This is a genomic window from Acinetobacter sp. SAAs474 (assembly GCF_032823475.1).
In the GTDB taxonomy this organism is placed as follows: domain Bacteria; phylum Pseudomonadota; class Gammaproteobacteria; order Pseudomonadales; family Moraxellaceae; genus Acinetobacter.
In genome coordinates, this window is record NZ_CP127915.1 from 164446 (window position 1) to 187064 (window position 22619).

Below are 22619 nucleotides of genomic sequence, written 5' to 3' on the forward strand. Positions count from 1 at the left end.
GAAAGCAATCAATATATCCTCATCACATACTTGAGTCTAACCATTCGCTATGGGATAATTTTATATCCTTCTCTGAAAATGGCATTTATATGTCAACAGGTCATGTTGAATATGCAAGCTTGAACGGAACGCACATTTTTAAGCTTATAGGCGAAGTTCGTGCTCAATCTTGCATTAGTTTAGACAAACTTTTAAATAAAATTGAACAGCAATCCAATGTTGTTGGCGCTATCGTTGATTTAACGCAAACTACATTTATTGATAGTACAGTTTTAGGTGTACTCGCAAAACTTGGACTTAAACTGAAACAGATTCATCACATTCAGGCCGTCATGTTATCGACGAACCCAGATATTACAACCTTGGCCAACAGCATGGGATTAAGCAAAGTTTTTGTGATTCTGAACTACTGTGGCAATCCTAATGTTTGCACCAAAGCTTTAGTTGAAGAACACATTAGCGATAATACCATGTTATGTACCGTACTTGATGCACATAAAACCCTGATGCAGCTCAATGAGAGTAATAAAAACATGTTTGAACCTTTGGTCAAACAGTTGGAAATTGAACAAGACCATTTAGAACACACATCGAATAGCATACAAAGCTAACCTCTCTTTCTCTTGAGATTCATATATGACTTTACTTTCTGTGGCACAAATGAACTCCCAAAATGATCTTGAAGATAATTTCAAAGTCATTGAAGCATTGATACAGCAAAGTAAAGCAAATGGTGCCAGCTTAATTGTCTTCCCTGAAAATTTTGTTTGCTTTGCTGCTGGCAAACAACAACAAATCGCTGCTCAGTTTGAAGTGATTCAAAAACGGTTAGAACAGCTGGCTCACAGCTACCAGATATGGATCATTGCAGGAACCTTACCCTGTCCATTTCGTCCAGATGGTTCGATTATTCAAGATGGTCGTGTTCGCACTACCAGTTTATGTATTAGTCCTGAAGGTACTGAAGCACGTTATGACAAAATTCATTTATTTGATGTACAAGTCGGCGATGCTGTGGGTGGATATCAAGAATCTAAATTTTTTGAACCAGGAAATGAAATCGTTGTTGCCAAAACACCATTTGGACAAATCGGTTTAATGGTCTGCTATGACTTACGTTTTCCAGAGTTAGCATTATATTTACGTGCACAAGGCGCCAATATTCTAACTGCACCTGCAGCGTTCACCTATACAACAGGTCAAATGCACTGGCAATTACTATTACAAGCACGTGCAATAGATAGTCAATGTTATATATTAGGTGCAGCACAACAAGGTTGGCATGGGACAAAACGCCAAACTTGGGGACATACCGCAGCAACCGATCCTTCTGGGAAATTACTTGATATTATTAATCATGAAGGTGCTGGACTCATTACAATTTCTTGCGATCTACAACAACAGCAGTCTATTCGTAATGCAATGCCACTCCTTAAACATCGACGCTTATTCATGTTGTAATAACACAACATAAACCTGAGTTGACTTAATCAACAATATTTACTCAATAATTAACAATGAGAATAATTATCAATACACCCTAGATTCTTATTAAAATTAACACGTATAATATATAATTTGAACTCTGGATTTTATGATGTCATTACGCTTAATCATCAGCAGCATCGTGATTTTAATCAATCTAAGTAGCCATGCAGCAAACATAAACACCGAAAAGATTGATCGACAACCACCATCTTTGCTTAATCCAGATATCCCTCGTTTAGCCATTCCAGCAACACCTCATCACATTTCTTTGCCTGCTTTTGGTCAAGGTATTATTGGTTGGGGAACTGGACCAGACGGTGCAGAAAAACGCTTGCACAATATCACTAAAGCCGATGTTGACAAGCTAAAAACCCAGCATGTCGATCTAGATATGATTCAAAGCTGGCAACAATTTTATGAAAATGAAACACAGCGTAACCCAAACAATCCAACAGCACCTTTACGTGCCAAACTGATGCATAAAATTAGCCAACTCTGGTAATTTGCTTCACTGATTAGTTTTCGATTTATTTAGGCGCTGTGACTTACTTTAAATGGTATAAACTTGATGAATACTCAATGCTATCTATCAAGCAGATAGCAGAGTTAAATGAATTCATTTTAAAGAGCTTCAGCGCTGATATTTATAACAACTCAACTGATTCATTGGTGACACGTAACACCTCTTCCACCGTTGTTTTTCCTAAAAGAACTTTTCTTAATCCATCTTCACGAATACTACCTGTATGCTGTCGTATGTAATGCTCTAATTCAAACTCTGCTGCATTTGCATGAATTAAACGACGTACTTTTTCATCTATCGGTACAATTTCATAAATTGCCGTTCGCCCCATAAAACCACTCTGTGCACACTGTTCACATCCTTGTGCTTGAGGAACTTGTCGTACTACATCAGCAGCAATGGAAGTAAATAATGTTTGCTCAAAATCAGTCGCATCAACCCATGTAATACAATGTGTACATAAGGTCCTGACCAAACGCTGTGCAACAACACCAATTAAAGAACTAGACAACAAAAAAGGCTCTATTCCCATATCTTTTAATCGTGTAATAGCGCCAATCGCTGTATTGGTATGTAAAGTAGAAAGTACCAAATGTCCAGTCAATGAAGCTTGAATCGCAATTTCTGCTGTTTCTAAATCACGGATCTCACCCACCATAACAACATCGGGATCTTGTCTCAACATGGCTTTTAATGCGCGTGCAAAAGTCATATTTACTTTATTGTTCACTTGGGTTTGTCCAATACCTTCTAATTGATATTCAATCGGATCTTCCGCAGTCAAAATATTTTTTGAACCATCATTGATATCTGAAAGCGCTGCATATAACGTTGTGGTTTTTCCAGACCCTGTTGGTCCTGTAACTAAAATAATGCCGTGCGGCCGATGGACCAGTTGCGTTAATATTTCATAATCATGAGGCATTAAACCCAAATGAGTCATATTCAAACGTCCTGCTTGCTTATCCAGCAAACGCATCACAACACGTTCACCATAAGAGGAAGGTAGTGTCGAAACACGAACATCTACTTCACGCCCTGCTAAGCGTAATGAAATACGGCCATCCTGAGGAATACGTTTTTCTGCAATATCCAAACGTGCCATCACTTTAATACGAGAAACCAATAACGGCGCCAATTCACGGCGTGGCTGTACAATTTCACGCAACTGCCCATCAACACGTAAACGTACAGATAATTTTTTCTCAAAGCATTCAATATGAATATCAGATGCAGCAACACGAATAGCTTCGGAAAGTAATGCATTAATTAGTCGTACAATGGGTGCATCATCTTCTTGATCCATCAGATCTTCTGTTTGCGGAACTTGATCGGCTAGACTCAATAGATCTGGATGATCTTCCAAACCAGCTGCAACTTGTTGTGACTCACCACTATCACTAGAAAAACCACGACTTAATAATTGATTAAATTCATCTTCTTCAACCAGTTTATATGCTGCTTTTTGACCTAAAAATCGGCGTACTTCTTGTAATGCCAATAAAGACGTTGTATTTTTTCTAATAATAAAAACTTGATGATCAACATAATGTAACAACACACCATGTCTTTTTGCAAAACTATAAGGAATTTGTAACTGTTTCAGTATTTGCATTCGAAATTTATAATAATGATCACCGTAGTATTAAAATGTACATTATGTATATTACAGCATGAAGACTGCTTGATGCTTTATGAATAGAAGGAAGAATAAATTGTCTGCCCCCAATGATTACTATGAGACAAATCTCCCACCGATCAAATGGTGGGGTACTAAAGAATTTGAGCTCAACAGACCACAAGCCTGGCAGTTCGGTTCTCTTCTATTTCGCATTACACGAAGTTTACAAGAATGGCGCCTCGAGTATCATCGTCCACGTGTGCAATATGACTACGAACAGCAATATTATAATATTGATGATCCAGAATTTGGTTTCCCACAGCCCGTTAAAATTGAACGCTATATGTTTAAAACAACGCAAAGTACATTGGAACTGATGCCTCGCCTCGCCAATCGCTCGGTGGTCATTAAACCGGTCGATCCTATTTATATTCCCGCTGGACAACAAGGAACATTGTATATCAGTACCCCATTATGGATCGCAGGTTTTGTGAAAAGTCAAAAGGAACCTATTTTTGATCTTCCCATTATTTTACCCAAAGATACTTGGTTTGGCCCCAATCATCGTACAGGCGAAATCTGTTATGCAACCTCAGTTGATGGTCGAACGGATCTACAACAACTAACACCACGTGCTTTTAGAGCAGTTACACCAATCGAATTTCATAATATTAGTCCCTATCAGTTACGCTTTGATCGTATGAATGTTCCTGTACCCGCATTACCCTTATTTTATAGTCAAAGTACTGGTCGACTTTGGACATCACAAATTAAAGTCATTCATGAAGGTTCAGATCGTCCCCCCCGTATTCGTATTGAAAATCGAACACCTCCACTTGCAGGTGAAGTCAGTTATGTTCATCCTCCGAGAGAATCTGCAAGTGCCTTATTCAATATGTTTGACTCATTCTTCTAAAGGAATATTTTTAAATGGCTGATTCAAGTATTCCTCAAGGATTGCTGAATAGCATAAAAGGTATTTTCATGAGTTTTAATACCGAACGTCTCATGGAAATTGTCACCGCACTGATTTTATGCTGTCTGGGCTTTTTAATTGCTCGTTTTATTTCCAATACCTTTATTCGTACCGTTGGTTCGCGATTTAATGATCACCAACGCCTGATTTGGCGTCGTGGTATTTTTTACTTCATTTTTTTACTTTTTGTAATGACAAGCCTAAAAGAGGCTGGCTTTAAACTCAGCGTATTCCTTGGTGCTGCTGGTATTTTAACGGTAGCGATTGGCTTTGCATCACAAACATCCGCATCAAATTTAATTAGTGGTATTTTCTTAATTGGCGAGGGTTCTTTTGCAATAGGTGACACGATTCAAATTACGCTCATTCGTGGACACACCATTGAAGGTGAGGTAATTTCCATCGATTTACTCTCAGTCAAATTACTGACGCAAGATAATATTTATATTCGCCTCCCCAATGAGCAATTGATTCGAGCCCCAGTACATAATCTTTCTAAATTTTCCATACGGCGCATTCCGATTACCTTAGCCATAAATTTTCATGAAGACATTATTAAAGTCCGTAAAGTTCTACTTGATGTCGCCAATAAATATCCTTTGGTCTTGTCAGATCCTAAACCTGCAGTGACTGTGACAGCATTTAGAGAGTCTTCAATTGAATTATTATTTGCGGTCTGGTGTCAGCAAGAAAATTTTTTACAAGTGAGAGATGAGATGCATGAACGTATTCGTAATGGTTTTCTAGAAAATCATATCGAAATTCCTGTACCTAAAATGGGCTTCGTCGATTCACCACGATCCGCCTTAAATGCTGAAGATATTGATCAATATGCCAATCAAAAAGAGATCAAACGTGCCACACATTTAGAATAAGATTCCAACCTAAATATAACAATATCCCATTCAATTATTTCAGGTATTTGGCATAAATACCTGAAATAAATCAAATATAACCATATCAGTCATCTATAGCAGCTCGTTGCTATAAAGAAAAATATCATCTCGCAACAGATTAATCTGCTTTATGTTGTACTGTATTGATTGGCATCGGTGCAAGATAGGCGGTTAACAGCATCACAAAACCTGCAGCTAAGAAAGAAATAACACGCATTAATGTCGCTGTATGAGATAAATCAAATAGCACCAGTTTCAAACTGACCATCACTAAAATCCCACCGCCAAATAGCCATAATGTTTTAATTTTTTTCAGACTCGCAACACACATAATCACAAAAGCTAACGTAACCCATAATAAAGTGAGACTTAACTGAATCGTGGCATCAGACCAAATAGATACCTGATTAAATGGCGTTGCCAAATAAACATGTAAAGCACGTAATACAAGATAACTACTTAACCATAATAAAGCTAAAGCTGCTGTAACTGCTGCAATACCTTGATCTAATCCCGCTTTAACTTGTAATAATAGTATCAAAATCAATATTACAAATATGGCGATGCTCATTAAATCAAATGGGTTAAAAACAGGCATCCAGTACAATTGAAAACTTTGAGTGGATAGTAATGATGAACTAATGAGCCAAATCATCATCAACACTAAAGTCATTTTGGCTTCACAGAATATACGCCAACTGACATGTCGTCTTTGCCAATAGCAATAGATACAAAATATCAACGGCAATATCGCAATACTTAGATAAGGAAAAGAAGGAATAATCGCTAGACTAGCAAAAGCCAAACTCGAAAACATTCCCAAGCTTAGCCATTCTTTTTCAGCTTGAGTATTTAATGCAGGCCCCCACCATAAATAGCTTAGCAATCCTCCTGTCAACAATACGCCATATTGTTCTAATGGTGATTGCCATAGCAGAATACCATGCTGCATTCGTGTATAAATTAACATTAGAGCACATAGATATAATGGAATTACGCCAACCCACTTGGCAAGCAACCATCCCCAAAATACGGTATGGCGCTGTAATAGCGCATTAAATATCACGTAAAGTAGGCTACATAATAATAAGGTATAAATTGTGGTCAATGGCCCACTCAGTTGATCTTGTAATAAAATCCATAATAGCAAGGTTGCTGACAACATCGATATCGCCAGAAAAATGATCAACCATAGATTCAATTGACGATAAAACTGTTGTTTTAAGTATGCAACTAATACCGCTAAAAAGTAACAAAATGCCAAAATCCAATACATGCCATTGGCAAAATAATCATATTGATCTAAATAAAGTAGACCTGACACGCCAGCCATCAGGAGTAATCCTATGGCCAGATAACGACTGACTGCTATATTTTGATATAAGGCATAAATAAAAATAACCAATCCCTCAATGGCCCAACCTGCAATACGCCAACTATCCGGTAATAAAATCGGGGGAATAAGAACCAAGAAAATTTGCATCAGGCTTAAATAGCATTGTGCAATCGATGGCATCAATTTTTGTTTTAATGCCACGCTATACAAAATGGCAAAAACAGTGGCAAAGAGTAGACTTAGACCGGCTTGCCACCACATTTGATTGAGATACATCAAATAAAGATAGCCATATGCCAAGATAGGTGCAGCAAAAATCAGCGCAAAATCTAGAATTGGATCATATGCAGATGCTTTAATATCTGATTTTATAGATAACTGACTAAATCGAAAACCCAACCAGATAAAGATCGCAGCATGCATCAATACCAAAACAGTCAATAGCGGACGCTGTGCAATATCACCGTATATAAAGGCATAACCACCCGCTAAACTACATGTCATCAACAAGGCAATTTGATTTAAAAATTTCCAAGGTTGCCAAGTCGTTAAAGCAGCAACAGCTATATTAATCACCAAGTAATAGCTTAAAAATTCGCTTGCACTCGCAGTGATTAATGGCAACGTGAAGGGTGCTATATAGGCCACGATCATGGCCATAATCGCCAGCTCAACTGCACGTTGTTTTAAACTAAGAGCAATGGTTAAAGCCATAATGAGCACAAAACAAATACTGGCAATCCAAAAATCAGCAATCATCAGACTATAATATGCAAAGCATAAATTCAGAAATAAAGCCGCCAAGCCAAGTGCTTGTAAAGCCAATGCAAAACTTCTATTTTTGATGATGATACGATAACCCAATAACACAACCAAAAGACTCAACCCAGCGAGCAGGCCTAGTTGTACAGCCAAACTAAATTGCCAATGTTCAACAGCAAAACGTAATAATAGAATAATCCCCATCAGCAAAATCAAGACTGCAACTTTAAGTACTGGATTTCAAATAAAAATCCATTGCTTAACTTGTTGTAACAGTGACCATGAAAGCGGACTGGACTGTGAAGATGGTGCTATGAATTGCTGATCATGGCTCGGCTGAGTGAGCGCAATAGCAGAGCTATCGTTATGTTGTAATTTGGCCTGTATTTGCAATAGCGTATATTCTAGACGCCTTAACCACCTTAACAGAAAATAAATCCACGCGGTTATGCCCAGTACGACAACCCATTGCCACCCCATCACTCCACCCAACACAATCAGTAATGAACAAAGGTATAAAGGTAATCGTGTCGTTTGAAGCATTGAAACAGGTACATTTTGCGGCAAATGATCAATTTGTCGAGCAAATGCATCCATATATTGCATGATACTTAGCAACACAGCTAAACCACAGAGATAAGTCATGGCTTTAATCTCTAAAAACCAAGCCGTACCTGCAGCAATCATTAAAGCCATTAGCCAGATAATTCGAATTTCAATGTTTCCCTTCAACATATTTTCATACTTGCCTTATTCTGGGTTAGTGGATCATAACCTGTATATTCTTGTATAAAGACTTATTTCCTATTGATTACGGATTGCATCATCATGTTTCTGCCAGATCACAAAAAATCACGTACAATATTGCTGTTATTTGGATAAGGAATCAATCAATGCCACCTTTTGTCTTGGTCGATGGCTCATACTTTTTATTTCGTGCATATCATGCCGTACCACCATTAACCACTTCAAGCGGTTTACATACCAATGCCGTGCGTGGTGCTATTTCAGCAATCCAAAAATTAATACGTCGTACCCAACCGACACATATTGCCGTCATTTTTGATACGCCAGAGCCTACTTTCAGACATGAACTTTCTCCTATCTATAAAGGTGATCGACCAAGTATGCCTGAAGAACTATCACAGCAAATCCCTTATTTACATGCGCTTATTCGTGCACTAGGTATTCCATTACATATGCTTCCTGGTGCTGAAGCTGATGATATCATCGGTACACTGGCTAAACGTGCTGAAGCATTAGGCCACCAAGTCCTGATTTCGACTGGTGATAAGGATATGGCACAATTGGTGAGTGAAAAAATAACCTTAGAAGATAGTTTTAAAGAGCGCCCTTTAGATGTGAACGGCGTGTTTGAAAAATTTGGGGTCTGGCCAAATCAAATTATTGATTATCTGACACTAATGGGAGATGCATCCGATGGTATTATGGGCGTACCTGGTGTAGGAGCTAAAACAGCTGCCAAATTGCTGACTGAATATGGTTCAATTGGTGGTATTTTAGAAAATGTAGATAAAATTAAAGGTAAAGTTGGCCTGAATATTAAAGAAAATGTGGAAGGGATTACGCTTGACCATCAGCTCGCCAGCATCGTTTGTGATTTAGATTTAACATTTGGCTATGAGGATTTAAAACTACAAGAGCCAAATATCGATGCATTACGTGATTTATATACTGAACTAGAGTTTCGTAATCAACTACAATCACTCGATCATCCTAATAATCCAAATCATCCAGCTTATAAGCAAACGACGAAAGCCATTCATCAAGAAGTCAGATCTCAGACTACGGATGCCATCACCGATCAAGCGACCATAAGCAGTATTGATGATCAATTAGGACAAGCAACATATCATACCATCCTGACACAGCAGGATTGGCAAACGCTATTCGAACGCTTACAAACAGCAACACAATTTGCTTTTGACACTGAAACCACCAGTCTAGATTATCGTGTTGCAAAAATTGTCGGTTTTTCTGTAGCATTTGATGCCAAAGACGCCTATTACGTTCCTTTAGCACACGATTATGAAGGTGCACCGACACAGCTTAATCGCGATGATATTTTACAACAAATTCAACCTATTTTAGAAAATAATCAGATTAAAAAAATTGGCCATCATTTAAAATATGATGCACATGTTTTAAAAAATCATGGCATTGAACTGCAAGGCTGGTATTTCGATACTATGTTGGCTTCTTATGTACTTAATGCCGTGGCAACACGTCATGGTATGGATGATGTAGCACGTTTATACCTCAGTCATCTGACCACTACCTATGAACAAGTGGCTGGAAAAGGCGCAAAACAAAAAACGTTTAATCAAATTGATATTGAAACTGCTGCACATTATGCAGCAGAAGATGCTCATGTCACTTATCGTTTATATGAAGTACTGCATGCAAAGTTACAGCCATATCCAGAACTACTCAAATTACTGCATGATGTAGAAATGCCTGTTGCTCGTGTTCTCACCCAAATGGAAGAAAATGGAATTCAGCTTGATTTAGCATTTTTAGATCAGCTTAGTGAGGAATTTAGCAAAACGATTCAACAACTAGAAAGTGAAATTATTGAACTGGCAGGTGAAGAGTTTAATGTCGCTTCACCAAAACAAGTGGGTGAAATTTTATTTGAAAAACTGGGCTTAAAAGGGGGTAAAAAAACGGCAACCGGCCAATATAGTACCAGTGAAAATATTTTAGAAAAAATTGAACATCCTATTACTGGATTAATCCTACATTATCGTGGTTTAGCCAAGCTCAAAAGTACCTACACTGAGGGATTGTCAAAACAAGCCAATAATAACAGCCATCGTGTCCACACCAGTTATCACCAAGCTTTAACAGCCACTGGACGTTTATCATCAACGGATCCAAACTTACAGAATATTCCAATTAGAGAACAAATTGGACGACAAATTCGTCAAGCCTTTATTGCACCACCAGATCGTGTATTGCTCGCAGCCGATTACTCACAAATTGAACTGCGTCTGATGGCTCATTTTTCCCAAGACGATGCATTACTACATGCATTTAATCATGGACAAGATGTACATCGTCGTACAGCAGCAGAAGTATTAGGCATTGCCATAGAAGATGTCACTGCTGATCAACGCCGTCAAGCGAAAGCCGTTAATTTTGGTTTACTGTATGGTATGTCTGAGTTTGGTTTAACTCGTCAACTTGGATTTTCTCGTGAAGAATCTCGTGCCTATATTGCACAGTACTTTAGGCGTTATCCGGGTGTATATGACTATATGGAACGTACGCGCCAAACTGCACGTGAACAAGGCTTTGTGGAAACAATTTTAGGCCGCCGCTTATATACGCCTGATATTTTAGCCAACAATAAAATGATCAAACAGTCGGCTGAACGTGCTGCAATTAATGCACCCTTACAAGGTTCGGCAGCAGATATCATTAAAATGGCCATGATTGAAGTTGATCAAATTCTTCCTAAAGATCATGCACAAATGCTGCTTCAAGTACATGATGAATTGGTATTTGAAGTTGATACTGCATATGCTGAAGAACTGACTGTGCAATTAAAAACTGTGATGCAATCCGTATTAAATTTATCAGTACCGTTAATTGTAGAAGTCGGTCAGGGTCATAACTGGGATCAAGCACATTAAATATCGATAGATGATTCAGATCATGGTTGAAATTACTTAAAGTAAAATAAAATCATCAAAAAAAGGGGCGCATTTTGCGCCCCTTTTTTTGATGTAATATTACAAACCTGTCAATAAAACAATAGATACTTCATTCATTATCATTTCAATCACATATAATGCTAAAAAGGCTAAAATTGGTGATAAATCAATCATCCCCATATTCGGTAAAATACGACGAAATGGTGCCAATAACGGTTCAGCAAGCTCTTGAACGACTTCTATATAAGGAGAACGTGACTGAGTAAACATCACTACCCAACTCAAAATGATTGTGGCAAAAATTAAATATCGACAAAAACGAATTAAATCTTGAATCATGGATACAAACGTCAAAATCAATAAATGAATTGGACTATTTGGCATCGCTCCTGATAAGTACATCATCCCAAAGATTTTGAGCAAATACAGTACAATCAATAATACCAATGCAGCAAGATTTACTCGTCCTTTGGCCACTGTGGGAAAAATTCGACCAAAAATATCCACTATTTTCGTCGCTTTTACAGTCGAAAGCACCACAGGATTATAGGGTGTTACTGCTGCAAGTTGCATTAAAAAACGGAAGAATACGAGCAAAATCGCTACGTTAATGATGATGGTAAAAATTAGCGCAGAATTTGCACCCATATTAAAAATTTCCTACAAAAATTTAATTATTTAATGCTTTCACTTAAATCTTGCGCCAGTTCTTGACTACGCATTTTTGCTGCGGCTAAAGCAGCTTGAATATTTTGTGAAATTTGACCACGGTCAAACACTTCAATTGCCGCTTGAGTGGTCCCATTCGGTGAAGTGACGTTCTTACGTAATTCAGCAGGAGAATTTGCACTGGTAATCGCCATTTGTGCAGCACCTAATGCTGTTTGTAATGTCAAAGCGGTCGCAACTTTTTCATCCAGACCTAGATTTTTACCAGCACGAATCATACTTTCCATCATATAGAAAAAATAGGCTGGACCAGAACCTGATACAGCTGTGACCGCATCAATTTGCGCCTCGCTATTTACCCAGAGTGTTAATCCTGTTGCCGCTAAAATTTGGCTTGCCAATTCACGATCTGAAGCACTCACGGCATCAGTAGCATATAAACCATGCGCGCCTGTCTGAACCAAAGCAGGTGTATTTGGCATTACACGCACAATCTTGTCTGTTGCCAAAAGTGTTGCAATGGTGGAAATTTCCGCACCAGCGACAATGGATACTACCAGTTTATTCTCCAATAAACCATGTAAGGGTTGTAATACCGTTAACAATGCTTGTGGCTTGACTGCAAATACAACAATATCGGCATCATGAATCGCGGCAATATTGTCATCAGTGACCTGTACATTTTTTTCTTGAAGTAATTGACGTACTTTTTCCACTGGATCTGAAACTGTAATACGAGTGGGCGGTAAGCCACGTGCAATCAATCCCCCAATTAGGGCTTGAGCCATATTGCCACCACCAATAAACGTAATATTACAATTTAGTACTGCATTCATCTTTCGTGCTCATCGTTGAGTATTTATTTTGGAGCAACCCAATGGGGTTGCCAGCCACCCGTTTCACAATATGGAGATTGAGCTAACCAAAATCCTTTCGGTGTGAATATGCCTAGAATAACATTATCTACGCTCAATATTTGAATTGTATGTCGCTGCCAAGGCAAAATTTGTGCTTCTTGTATTGCTTTCTTTAATGGCCATGTTCCAATACGACCATATAAATGTACTTTCTCTCCCCCCACTCGAGCATTTAACTGTAGTGGTTGTTCTAAAAGATCAAAACTCAGCCCTATGGTAGCCGTTTCAATATTGTATTGACCTGATAACAGCGTATATGATTGATTTAATACAAATTGAATCATCATATTGGATAAGGTTTGCTCTTGAACAATAAAAGTCTCAACTGGGATCCGATATAATTGCTGTTGATAACGCAAATAATAATGCCGATTCCAATGCAGTTTGGCTTGTGCATCATGCTTGGAGGCAATCACTTCTTTTTGTAGTCGCTCTACCATCGCCAATGAAGGACGATATTGATCGTCACCTTTCATCCAAGCCGAAAGTAACTGACGTTGTCGAGCCAGTGATAATTTTTCCAAACGAGTTAAATCTAAGCCCGTATCAATCCGACACGCCGTCAAATCTTGTTGTAAAACTTGCTGCAATATTTCTTCGGCATCCTGCATTAAATAACTGCTACGATTTAATGCCTGTTGCATTTGAGGAAAACGCTGTTGTAATAATGGCCATAAAGCTTCGCGGCACCAAGCACGATCATAATGCAAATCCGTGTTGGTGGGATCTACCACATGTTCAATCTGTAATTGTGCTGCCCATTGGCAAATTTGCTCACGCGTCAACGACAATAAAGGTCGCCATATCGTGATGGTCTTTCTTTTTTCATAGGCTTTCATCGCAGCTAAACCCGTTACGCCACTACCTGACAATAATCGAAGGATGACTGTTTCAGCTTGATCTTGTTGATGATGCGCCAAAACCAAGACATCGTTTATCCCAAGATGTTGTTGATAAGCTTGATAACGTGCTGTTCTTGCTTGCTGTTCTAAATTTCCTGAAGCAACCTGAACTTGCTCAATAATACATGGAATACCCAGTTGCTGGCATTGCGCTGCAACAAATGTACCCCATGCTTGACTCGGTGCCTGTAATTGATGGTCCACATAAATTGCCCGTACTTTATCTGGATATAAAGCGGACAATAGATGCAGTAGTAACATAGAATCTATGCCACCACTACATCCTATTAAAACATGTGTTGCTTTAGAAAAGTGTTGAAGTTTACTTAAGACGTGAGTCCTAAATTGTCGCTTCCAAACTTCATCAAACGTTGGTAACGTGCTTCGCATCTATCTTTCGCATCCATCGGTTGCAATTCATCTAGTGCTTGTTTCAGTACTGCTTTCAAACTTTGCATGACATCTTCCGGATGTAAATGAGCTCCCTCACCTTCATCCACAATATGTTCAATAATACCAATTTTTTTCAGCTTATCTGCCGTTAAAGCTAAGGATTCGCTGGCTTGTTCTGCCTTATCGGCAGTTTTCCATAAAATACTGGCACAACCTTCTGGTGAAATCACTGAATAAATACTATGTGACAACATAATCACACGATCTGCAACACCAATACCCAATGCACCACCTGAACCACCTTCGCCAAGGACTGTTGCAATTACAGGCACTTTAAGATTGGACATTTGCGCTAAACTGGTCGCAATCGCTTCAGCTTGGCCACGTTCTTCTGCACCAACACCAGGATAAGCACCCATAGTGTCAATAAAAGTAAAGACCGGCAGATTAAAACGTTCCGCCATATCCATTAAACGCTGTGCTTTACGATACCCTTCAGGGTTACTCATACCAAAATTATGTTTTAGTTTCTCACGTGTACTACGTCCACGATGCTGACCAACTACCATGACTGGCTGACCATCAAAACGTGCCAAACCTCCGACCATTGCACCATCATCACCAAATAAGCGATCACCATGCAACGCGTCAAACTCTGTGAAAATCTCACCCACGTAATCTAAAAATTGCGGACGTTCAGGATGACGTGCAATTTGAACTGTTGCCCATGCTTTTGATTGAGCTGCTTTATTTTTCATAGGTCGACCACTATCCCTAAACTAACCATACGTTAATGGATGAATTGTTCCGACTGAATCTCCAATTCAATGTCCCAATGCTTAAACTGTATTTGTTCATCATACAGCTCTGCAATTAATAGAGGCCATTGCTTTGCATCACCAGAAACTTTAAGTTGCCATTGTTGCTCATTCACCACACTTAATTCAATGGCAGGAAGCATCGCATCACTACGACTGTGATTGACTAAAACTGCTAATCGAAGCAATAGACAAAGATAAACTAATTTGCTACCACCCACTTTCATCACATCAATTTTAGAATCATTACGCAATTTACGTCGGTGATGTGCAACCAAATGTGACAAATGATTTTGATCAATTTGTGAGAAACCAGCAATATCGGAATGCTGTAATAAATAAGCACCGTGACGATGATAACCACTATGGCTAATTGCTAGGCCAATCTCATGTAAATATGCGGCACGACGTAACAAATCACGATCATCATTATTTAAATGTAATACATGTTCTACGCGGTCAAATAAATGCTGCGCTGTTTTAACAACGCGTTCAGCTTGTTTTGTATCTGCATTATAGCGCCCCATGAGTGCATGTACTGAACGATCACGAATATCTTCATGCTGAAAGCGTCCAAGTAAGTCATACATGACGCCCTCACGCAATGCACCATCTGAATAGACCAGAGCATCTAGCTCTAATACATCAAATATGGCATATAAAATCGCAACTCCTGCAGGTAAAACAGCGCGACGATCTTCTTTTAAACCATTAAATTCAATTTCTGAAATATGCTTACATTTTAAAATTTTATCTTTTAATTTCTCTAGGCCTTCACGTGTTAATTGTTCTTGATCATTACTCCAGCCCATATTTACTGCAATTTGACGACATGCTTTAATGGTACCACTTGATCCAACAACAGTATCCCAGCCTTCAACTTTATAGGTGGTGGCAATACCCGATAATTCCTTACGTGCAGCAACAATCGCTTTATCAAACCGACTTGGGCTAATCTCTCCATCTTGGAAATAAGCTTTAGTAAAGGCAACACAACCCATTTGTAAGGATTCGGTATGTATAGGTTCAAATTCCTCGCCAATAATTAATTCTGTAGATCCCCCACCAATATCAATCACCAAACGACGACCGCTATTCGCCATGGTATGGGAAACCCCCAAGTAAATTAATCTAGCCTCTTCACGCCCTGCAATAATCTCAATCGGTTTAGGTAAAATTTCTGCAGCTTTTTGAATAAACTCATGACCATTTTTTGCTTGTCGTAATGCATTTGTTGCGACAATTCTTAATCGTTTCGGTTGAACAGAACCGAGACGGCCGACAAAGCGGGCCAAACAAGCTAAGCCTCTTTGCTGTGCTGCTTCAGTTAAATTATTATTTTCATCTAGCCCTGCTGCCAACTGTACTTTTTCTGACATTGAAGCCACTTTTTTGACTTCGCCATGATCCACACGTGCAATTGCCAGATGGAAACTGTTTGACCCCATGTCGATGGCTGCAAGCAACTCTTCATCAATCAAAAAATCAGACATTATTTCAACAAACCTATACAAAGTTGTGCCTAGATTAATTCACCTCTTTACAATTTAAAAGGCATTTCTTTATACAATTTACATCATGAGCATTTTTATGGCAAAAATGACAATTGTGTTACACGATGAGCATTATCGTGAGCATCAATTAGACAAAAAATAACGAAAGGAGGAAAATTTAACTGATACACCAGATTGTGAAGTTAAAGATGACTGTGTAATACTAGGCGATTCATCGGGTCTGTTAACACTTCAGTAATCATTTAGATTCAAACTGATTCTTGGTCACCTCATCAAACCCAACGGAAATAACCACATCATTTTCGAGTTTTAAAGTGAAGTCCAAGATGAGGTAAATAAAATTTTTTGGGACCTGTCAACAGCCCCTTATTGTTTCATCCTATTAAATCTCTTGGAGCACGCTTATGTCGAATAATATCGTAAATACTACTGATGCCAACTTTACAGCTGACGTTTTAGAATCTGAAATTCCTGTATTGGTTGATTTTTGGGCAGGCTGGTGTGCACCATGTAAAGCGATTGCACCTGTACTTGAAGTACTGGCAGCTGAATATGAAGGCAAAGTTAAAATTGTTAAAGTAGATGTCACTTCATGTGAACAAACAGCAGTGAATTTTAATATCCGTAATATTCCAGCATTACTGATGTTTAAAAATGGTGAAGTCGTTGCACAGCAAGTCGGTGCTGCACCAAAGTCAAAATTAACTGCATTTATTGAAGAAAATATCTAAACTGAACAAAGCATTCAATACGCTATATCAAATAGCGTATTTTTTTCGCTGAATATTTGACAAAACACTCAATCTCTCTTATATTGCTTTATCAAGAAAAAAGGCTTTTAAATCCCTCATTTTCTTATACGACACAACACATAAATGCCGCTCGGCAACAGAAATTGTTTTTCACATTTCTCTTTAAACAATATCTCAGTACTCTGGATTGTTATTGTGCAAATCAATTACTTTCGTTTTCTTGTACGTCTGCGGCCTATTGTTGCTTCCTTTCTAACCTGTATCTCAGAATTTTAATTCTATCTGACCAAATATGAATCTAACCGAACTCAAGAAAAAACCGATTGGCGAACTCATCAAGATTGCCGAGTTTATGGGCCTTGAAGGAATGGCACGTAACCGTAAGCAAGATATTATTTTTGCCATATTAAAGCGTCATGCAATGAATGGCGAAGAGATTTTTGGTGATGGCGTTCTGGAAATTTTGGCAGATGGCTTTGGCTTCCTTCGCTCAGCTGCTGGCTCTTATTTAGCAGGCCCAGATGACATCTATGTCAGTCCTTCCCAAATTCGTCGCTTTAATTTACGTACTGGTGATACCATCACAGGAACTATTCGCCCACCAAAAGAAGGCGAACGTTACTTTGCGTTATTAAAAGTCAATCAAATTAATTACGATACGCCAGAAAATTCACGCAATAAAATTCTTTTTGAAAATCTTACCCCACTCTTTCCAACCGAACAATTGGTGATGGAGCTCGGCAATGGTTCAACTGAAGATTTAACTGCACGTGTGGTGGACTTAATCGCACCGATTGGTAAAGGCCAACGTTCAATTATTGTTGCCCCACCAAAAGCTGGTAAAACAATGCTATTACAAAGCATTGCACAATCGATTGTACGCAATAATCCCGAAGTGATTCTGATTGTGTTACTGATTGACGAACGTCCTGAAGAAGTAACCGAAATGGAACGTACTGTGCGTGGTGAAGTCGTTGCTTCGACTTTCGATGAATCACCAGCACGTCATGTTCAAGTTGCTGAAATGGTAATTGAAAAAGCCAAACGTCTGGTTGAGCATAAAAAAGATGTTGTGGTTCTACTCGATTCGATTACCCGTCTTGCACGTGCATATAACACGGTTATTCCATCTTCAGGAAAAGTATTAACAGGGGGTGTGGATGCCCACGCCTTAGAACGCCCTAAACGTTTCTTTGGTGCTGCCCGTAACATTGAAGAAGGTGGTTCACTGACCATTATTTCAACTGCCTTAATTGAAACAGGTAGTAAGATGGATGAAGTGATCTATGAAGAATTCAAAGGAACAGGCAACCAAGAAATTACCTTAGATCGTCGTATTGCCGAGAAACGTGTTTTCCCTGCAATGAATATCAAGAAATCAGGCACACGTCGTGAAGAACGCCTAATGGATGAAGATAAATTACGTAAAGTTTGGATTCTACGCAAATTACTTCATCCAATGGATGAACTTGCTGCAATGGAATTCCTATTAGATCGCATGAAAGAGGCCAAAACCAATGATGACTTCTTTGATCAAATGCGACGCAAGGCATCCAACTAAATCACCCAATTATGATGGATGAGGATTGTGCTCATCTCTCTGCTATCAAGCCGAGTTCAGACATGAACTCGGTTTTTTTGTAATATGATATCCACATTAAAGCATTGAATGTCACATCACATTTTCAGCGTCTATCATCTCTAAAAATATTCTCATCATACTGAGTTGTAAATCAACACTGCTACACCGTCGCGCCAGTCAAAATAGTCGCCATTATAAATATAAATTAAATAATTTAAAATTTTATCCGCACTTCATCACCCTTTTAGCATGATTACATTACACCTTATTAAGCTTAACTATTGCATGGTGATAAAATAAACAATAACTTTATTTTTAACGCTTATTTTTGCTTTTGGTTGACACCATTTACACAAAGATACAATTTAGTGTTTTTTATCTCAACTTACTTTTTAAGTTAATGATTATAAAAAATAATTTCAAAAAAAACCTATATTTTTAGGGGGTTATATTGCATTTAGCCAATATAAATGCCGCTCTTAATTGTTATTTTCTGTTAAAAAAAGCCCTATTTTTCTTCAAATTTCTCAGTTTTTCTTCATGAAACAGTAGCTATTAAAAAAACTCAGTGGTAGCATATCCGCAGACCAGTTAGACTGCTCCTGCATTGTTACTGCCTAACAAATTTAGGAATAATAAAAGCACTTAACAGGCTAACGTAGGTTTTTTTTTATCTCATATTTTAGAGAGTGATGCTATGTTATTCAAAAAAATCGCTATTGCTGCTGCAGTTGCTACTACTTTAGCTTTCGTTGGTTGTGCTAAAAAAGAAGCTGCTACTGATACAGCTGCATCTGAAGCTACCTCTGAAGCAGCTGTTGCTTCTGAAGCGATCACTGTTGTTGCTTCTGAAGCTGCTTCTGACGCTAAAGACGCTGCATCTGAAGTTGTAGTATCTGAAACAGTTGAAGTTGCTCCTGCTTCTCAAGCTGCTGCTAAATAATCTTACGATTATTAGCCAAAAAAAAGAGAACTTACGTTCTCTTTTTTTTTGGCTAAACTTTATAGATAAATCTATAAAGTTTAGCAGAGCAACAGATCAATCGATCTGTTCACTCCCTACACGTTGACGAAATTTTTGCCCAGCACGGAAAGTCACAACACGACGAGCAGAAATTGGAATTTCCTCGCCTGTTTTAGGATTACGTCCCGGACGTTGACGTTTGTCACGCAACTCAAAATTACCGAATCCAGAAAGTTTGACTTGCTCGCCTGAGATTAGCGCCTGGCTAATTTCATCAAAGAATAATTCGACCATTTGTTTCGCTTCACGTCGATTTAAACTCGTGAGCTCACTTAAATGATCAGCCATTTCTGCTTTTGTTAATGCTGTCATGAAGCCCTCAATGTCGCTTGATAAGTGTTTTCTAAAACCTGGAGAATATTATCCATACCAGTTTTAATTTCAGCATCCTCTAATGTACGTGTTGGATGTTGCCATAGAAGTGCAAATGCTAAAGAACGCTTGCCATCTTCTACACCTTGTCCGGTATATACATCAAACAACCAGCTTGAATCTAATAATGCACCGCCAGTTGTTTCGATTAATTGCTGAATTTCTCTAACTGCAATCTTATCATTAATTAAAACTGCAATATCACGTCTAACCGATGGAAAACGTGATAATTCTGTAAAACTAGATACAAAAGTTTGCAAAATCGCCTGTTGATCCAGCTCGGCTACCCAGGTTACACCTAAATCGAGCTCATTTTCTAACGATGGATGTAATCGTCCAAAATAGCCAATAGATACTCCATCCACGAAAACTTCAGCAGATTGCCCTGGATGCAACCAAGTACGCGTCGAACGTACAAAATCTGCTTTTACACGTGCAGCCGTCAATAAAGCTTCAATATCACCTTTTAAATCAAAAAAGTCCATAGGCACTGGTTTGCCATGCCATGATTCACTTTCTTTTGATCCCAATGCAATCATTGCCAATGTGGGTATCTGTTTTAATTCAGTAATATTTTGCGCATTCTGATACTCAAAACGTAAGCCAAGCTCAAAAAAGCGTACACGACCTTGTTGACGGTTAATATTATATTGCACACACGGCACGAGACTCGACAACAAGGTTGAACGCATCACCGCCAAATCACTAGAAATCGGGTTAGCCAAAGCCAAAGGATGTACATCTGGATTTAATTGTTTTTCAAGTTTTAAATCAGCAAAGCTAAAGCTAATTGCCTCTTGATAACCCAAAGTCACTAAGGTTTGACGTAATGCAGCCAGTTCAAATTGATCTTGATGTTTAGCAAACTTCACATCAATCACAGGCAGACTCATTTGAATGTTATCATAACCATGAATACGTGCAATTTCTTCGATAAGATCTTGATAAATCACCATATCATAGCGATGTGACGGTGGCAGTACTTGCCATTTGCCTGCTGCTGTTAAATGCACAGTGCAACCCAAACGCGTTAAACTTTCCGTAATAAAGTCAGCGGCAATATCATAGCCCAGCAGTTGATCTACTTGTGATTGTTGTAATTCAATCATTTCACGCTTTGGTAATAATGCAGGTTGCTCAGCAATAATAATCGGACCAAAATCACCACCGGCAAGTGCTGCAATTAATTGAGATGCTCGCTGCATCGCCAGCATAGGTAATTCAAAATCAACCCCACGCTCATAACGTTGTGATGCATCGGTATGTAAACCAAAGCGACGTGCACGACCTGCTATATGTAGGGGTGCAAAGAATGCCGATTCTAGGAAAATTTCTTGGGTCTCATCGGTCACTGATGATGCCAATCCTCCCATAATACCCGCAATCGCCAATGCTTTTTCATCATCAGCAATCACCATCACATCTTCAGATAACTCAACTTCCTGATCATTTAATAACAACAGTTTTTCAGCAGTGGTCGCTTGACGTACATGAACTGTACCCTGCACTTTGGCACCATCAAACGCATGTAATGGCTGTCCCAGTTCCATTAATACATAGTTGGTAATATCAACCAAAATACTATGCTGACGAATGCCTGAACGTGCCAATGCACGCTCCATCCAAACCGGTGTTACGGCTTGAGTGTTTACATTTTTAATGACACGCCCCAAATAACGTGGGCAACCTTCTGTTTCAATCACAATTGGCTTTGTATCAGTAAGCGTTACCGCGACGTCTTGAATATCTGGTGGGGTGAGCGTAATTTGATTAATGACACCAATTTCACGAGCAATCCCACGTATACTAAAACAATCACCACGGTTAGGTGTAATACTAATATCAATCACGTGATCATCTAGATCTAGATATTCACGAATATCAACCCCAACCGGTGCATCGACGGGTAACTCTAATAAACCATCAATTTTATCTTCTAAATCAATCTCTGATGCACCACATAGCATACCTTGAGATTCAATACCGCGTAGCTTACCTTTTTTAATTTTAAAATCACCAGGCAATACCGCGCCAATGGTTGCGACCGGTGCTTTCATACCTGCACGTACATTCGGTGCACCACATACAATTTGTAATGGTGTCTCTGTACCAATATTCACTGTAGTAACACGTAGACGGTCAGCATCTGGATGCTGCTCAACGGTTAATACCTCACCCACAACAACACCAGTAAAAGGTTTTGCGGCAGGTGACAGTTCATCAACTTCTAAACCTAACATGGTCAGTTGATCAGATAATGTCTCTCTATCAATTGCGGGATTCACCCATGTGCGCAACCAATTTTCGCTAATTTTCATTTATAAAAACCTATGAATAATTTTTAAACCGCTGTATGAATGACATTTTCACCAATAGAGCAATCTTGCTCAGATT

Annotated in this window: 19 protein-coding genes; 9 read left to right on the forward strand and 10 right to left on the reverse strand. The window is 38.7% G+C overall.

Going from position 1 to position 22619, the window contains the following annotated elements; all coding sequences use genetic code 11:
* Window positions 1–89 precede the first annotated feature (89 nt).
* The 3 genes from gigB to QSG86_RS01810 all read left to right on the forward strand — a co-directional run bounded on the left by gigB (window position 90) and on the right by QSG86_RS01810 (window position 1990).
* Entirely contained in the window at window positions 90–611 is a 522-nt protein-coding gene (gene gigB / locus QSG86_RS01800) for an anti-anti-sigma factor GigB (RefSeq protein WP_317029940.1), read from the forward strand.
* Window positions 612–636: 25 nt separating this feature from the next.
* Window positions 637–1461 (forward strand): carbon-nitrogen hydrolase family protein, encoded by an 825-nt coding sequence (locus QSG86_RS01805; RefSeq protein WP_317029941.1) that lies wholly within the window; start codon window positions 637–639, stop codon window positions 1459–1461.
* A 136-nt stretch (window positions 1462–1597) separates the two neighbouring features.
* A complete protein-coding gene (locus QSG86_RS01810; protein ID WP_317032636.1) occupies window positions 1598–1990 on the forward strand; it encodes a DUF4951 domain-containing protein in 393 nt (130 codons plus the stop codon).
* Window positions 1991–2132: 142 nt separating this feature from the next.
* Here the strand turns inward: QSG86_RS01810 and gspE are convergent, their stop codons facing one another.
* On the reverse strand, window positions 2133–3626 hold the full coding sequence (gspE, locus tag QSG86_RS01815) for a type II secretion system ATPase GspE (protein ID WP_317029942.1): 1494 nt from the start codon (window positions 3624–3626) through the stop codon (window positions 2133–2135).
* Window positions 3627–3726: 100 nt separating this feature from the next.
* Here gspE and QSG86_RS01820 point away from each other — a divergent pair, with 100 nt between their 5' ends.
* Window positions 3727–4548 (forward strand): hypothetical protein, encoded by an 822-nt coding sequence (locus QSG86_RS01820; protein WP_410487435.1) that lies wholly within the window; start codon window positions 3727–3729, stop codon window positions 4546–4548.
* Between the two features lie 14 nt (window positions 4549–4562).
* Entirely contained in the window at window positions 4563–5483 is a 921-nt protein-coding gene (locus QSG86_RS01825) for a mechanosensitive ion channel family protein (protein WP_317029944.1), read from the forward strand.
* A 139-nt stretch (window positions 5484–5622) separates the two neighbouring features.
* Here the strand turns inward: QSG86_RS01825 and QSG86_RS01830 are convergent, their stop codons facing one another.
* Together QSG86_RS01830 and QSG86_RS16640 are read right to left on the reverse strand one after the other, a co-directional pair.
* Complete coding sequence (locus QSG86_RS01830) at window positions 5623–7806, reverse strand: DUF2339 domain-containing protein (RefSeq protein ID WP_410487436.1); 2184 nt, start codon at window positions 7804–7806, stop codon at window positions 5623–5625.
* Between the two features lie 36 nt (window positions 7807–7842).
* Window positions 7843–8337, reverse strand: a complete 495-nt coding sequence (locus QSG86_RS16640) for a hypothetical protein (RefSeq protein WP_410487437.1) — start codon at window positions 8335–8337, stop codon at window positions 7843–7845.
* Window positions 8338–8495: 158 nt separating this feature from the next.
* Between QSG86_RS16640 and polA the strand changes: the two genes are divergently transcribed.
* Window positions 8496–11261, forward strand: a complete 2766-nt coding sequence (gene polA / locus QSG86_RS01835) for a DNA polymerase I (protein WP_317029945.1) — start codon at window positions 8496–8498, stop codon at window positions 11259–11261.
* 99 nt (window positions 11262–11360) lie between these two features.
* Here the strand turns inward: polA and QSG86_RS01840 are convergent, their stop codons facing one another.
* From QSG86_RS01840 to ppx, 5 genes are read right to left on the reverse strand one after another with little or no spacing between them, the layout of a single operon-like run.
* The gene (locus QSG86_RS01840) at window positions 11361–11930 is read right to left on the reverse strand and encodes a YggT family protein (protein ID WP_317029946.1); all 570 of its coding nucleotides are present in this window, start codon (window positions 11928–11930) and stop codon (window positions 11361–11363) included.
* A 26-nt stretch (window positions 11931–11956) separates the two neighbouring features.
* Complete coding sequence (gene proC / locus QSG86_RS01845; RefSeq protein WP_317029947.1) at window positions 11957–12787, reverse strand: pyrroline-5-carboxylate reductase; 831 nt, start codon at window positions 12785–12787, stop codon at window positions 11957–11959.
* A gap of 23 nt (window positions 12788–12810) precedes the next feature.
* Window positions 12811–14160 (reverse strand): tRNA lysidine(34) synthetase TilS, encoded by a 1350-nt coding sequence (tilS, locus tag QSG86_RS01850; RefSeq protein ID WP_317029948.1) that lies wholly within the window; start codon window positions 14158–14160, stop codon window positions 12811–12813.
* A complete protein-coding gene (locus QSG86_RS01855) occupies window positions 14097–14921 on the reverse strand; it encodes an acetyl-CoA carboxylase carboxyltransferase subunit alpha (RefSeq protein ID WP_317029949.1) in 825 nt (274 codons plus the stop codon). Before QSG86_RS01855 ends, tilS begins: the two co-directional genes overlap by 64 nt.
* Before the next feature lie 32 nt (window positions 14922–14953).
* On the reverse strand, window positions 14954–16474 hold the full coding sequence (gene ppx, locus QSG86_RS01860; RefSeq protein ID WP_317029950.1) for an exopolyphosphatase: 1521 nt from the start codon (window positions 16472–16474) through the stop codon (window positions 14954–14956).
* A gap of 425 nt (window positions 16475–16899) precedes the next feature.
* Between ppx and trxA the strand changes: the two genes are divergently transcribed.
* The 3 genes from trxA to QSG86_RS01875 all read left to right on the forward strand — a co-directional run bounded on the left by trxA (window position 16900) and on the right by QSG86_RS01875 (window position 19772).
* Window positions 16900–17226 (forward strand): thioredoxin, encoded by a 327-nt coding sequence (gene trxA, locus QSG86_RS01865; RefSeq protein WP_317029951.1) that lies wholly within the window; start codon window positions 16900–16902, stop codon window positions 17224–17226.
* A gap of 313 nt (window positions 17227–17539) precedes the next feature.
* The gene (gene rho / locus QSG86_RS01870; RefSeq protein WP_317029952.1) at window positions 17540–18808 is read left to right on the forward strand and encodes a transcription termination factor Rho; all 1269 of its coding nucleotides are present in this window, start codon (window positions 17540–17542) and stop codon (window positions 18806–18808) included.
* 718 nt (window positions 18809–19526) lie between these two features.
* On the forward strand, window positions 19527–19772 hold the full coding sequence (locus QSG86_RS01875; RefSeq protein ID WP_317029953.1) for a hypothetical protein: 246 nt from the start codon (window positions 19527–19529) through the stop codon (window positions 19770–19772).
* 96 nt (window positions 19773–19868) lie between these two features.
* Here QSG86_RS01875 and QSG86_RS01880 read toward each other — a convergent pair whose 3' ends face one another.
* Window positions 19869–20165 (reverse strand): integration host factor subunit alpha, encoded by a 297-nt coding sequence (locus QSG86_RS01880; protein WP_317029954.1) that lies wholly within the window; start codon window positions 20163–20165, stop codon window positions 19869–19871.
* On the reverse strand, window positions 20162–22543 hold the full coding sequence (pheT, locus tag QSG86_RS01885; protein ID WP_317029955.1) for a phenylalanine--tRNA ligase subunit beta: 2382 nt from the start codon (window positions 22541–22543) through the stop codon (window positions 20162–20164). The genes QSG86_RS01880 and pheT overlap by 4 nt, the downstream gene beginning before the upstream one ends.
* Between the last annotated feature and the right edge of the window lie 76 nt (window positions 22544–22619).

Coding starts and splice junctions, on each gene's coding strand:
- gigB (WP_317029940.1), top strand. CDS start 90: ATGTCAACAGGTCATGTTGAATATGCAAGCTTGAACGGAACGCACATT.
- QSG86_RS01805 (WP_317029941.1), top strand. CDS start 637: ATGACTTTACTTTCTGTGGCACAAATGAACTCCCAAAATGATCTTGAA.
- QSG86_RS01810 (WP_317032636.1), top strand. CDS start 1,598: ATGTCATTACGCTTAATCATCAGCAGCATCGTGATTTTAATCAATCTA.
- gspE (WP_317029942.1), bottom strand. CDS start 3,626: ATGCAAATACTGAAACAGTTACAAATTCCTTATAGTTTTGCAAAAAGA.
- QSG86_RS01825 (WP_317029944.1), top strand. CDS start 4,563: ATGGCTGATTCAAGTATTCCTCAAGGATTGCTGAATAGCATAAAAGGT.
- QSG86_RS01830 (WP_410487436.1), bottom strand. CDS start 7,806: ATGGGGATTATTCTATTATTACGTTTTGCTGTTGAACATTGGCAATTT.
- QSG86_RS16640 (WP_410487437.1), bottom strand. CDS start 8,337: ATGTTGAAGGGAAACATTGAAATTCGAATTATCTGGCTAATGGCTTTA.
- polA (WP_317029945.1), top strand. CDS start 8,496: ATGCCACCTTTTGTCTTGGTCGATGGCTCATACTTTTTATTTCGTGCA.
- QSG86_RS01840 (WP_317029946.1), bottom strand. CDS start 11,930: ATGGGTGCAAATTCTGCGCTAATTTTTACCATCATCATTAACGTAGCG.
- proC (WP_317029947.1), bottom strand. CDS start 12,787: ATGAATGCAGTACTAAATTGTAATATTACGTTTATTGGTGGTGGCAAT.
- tilS (WP_317029948.1), bottom strand. CDS start 14,160: ATGCGAAGCACGTTACCAACGTTTGATGAAGTTTGGAAGCGACAATTT.
- QSG86_RS01855 (WP_317029949.1), bottom strand. CDS start 14,921: ATGAAAAATAAAGCAGCTCAATCAAAAGCATGGGCAACAGTTCAAATT.
- ppx (WP_317029950.1), bottom strand. CDS start 16,474: ATGTCTGATTTTTTGATTGATGAAGAGTTGCTTGCAGCCATCGACATG.
- trxA (WP_317029951.1), top strand. CDS start 16,900: ATGTCGAATAATATCGTAAATACTACTGATGCCAACTTTACAGCTGAC.
- rho (WP_317029952.1), top strand. CDS start 17,540: ATGAATCTAACCGAACTCAAGAAAAAACCGATTGGCGAACTCATCAAG.
- QSG86_RS01875 (WP_317029953.1), top strand. CDS start 19,527: ATGTTATTCAAAAAAATCGCTATTGCTGCTGCAGTTGCTACTACTTTA.
- QSG86_RS01880 (WP_317029954.1), bottom strand. CDS start 20,165: ATGACAGCATTAACAAAAGCAGAAATGGCTGATCATTTAAGTGAGCTC.
- pheT (WP_317029955.1), bottom strand. CDS start 22,543: ATGAAAATTAGCGAAAATTGGTTGCGCACATGGGTGAATCCCGCAATT.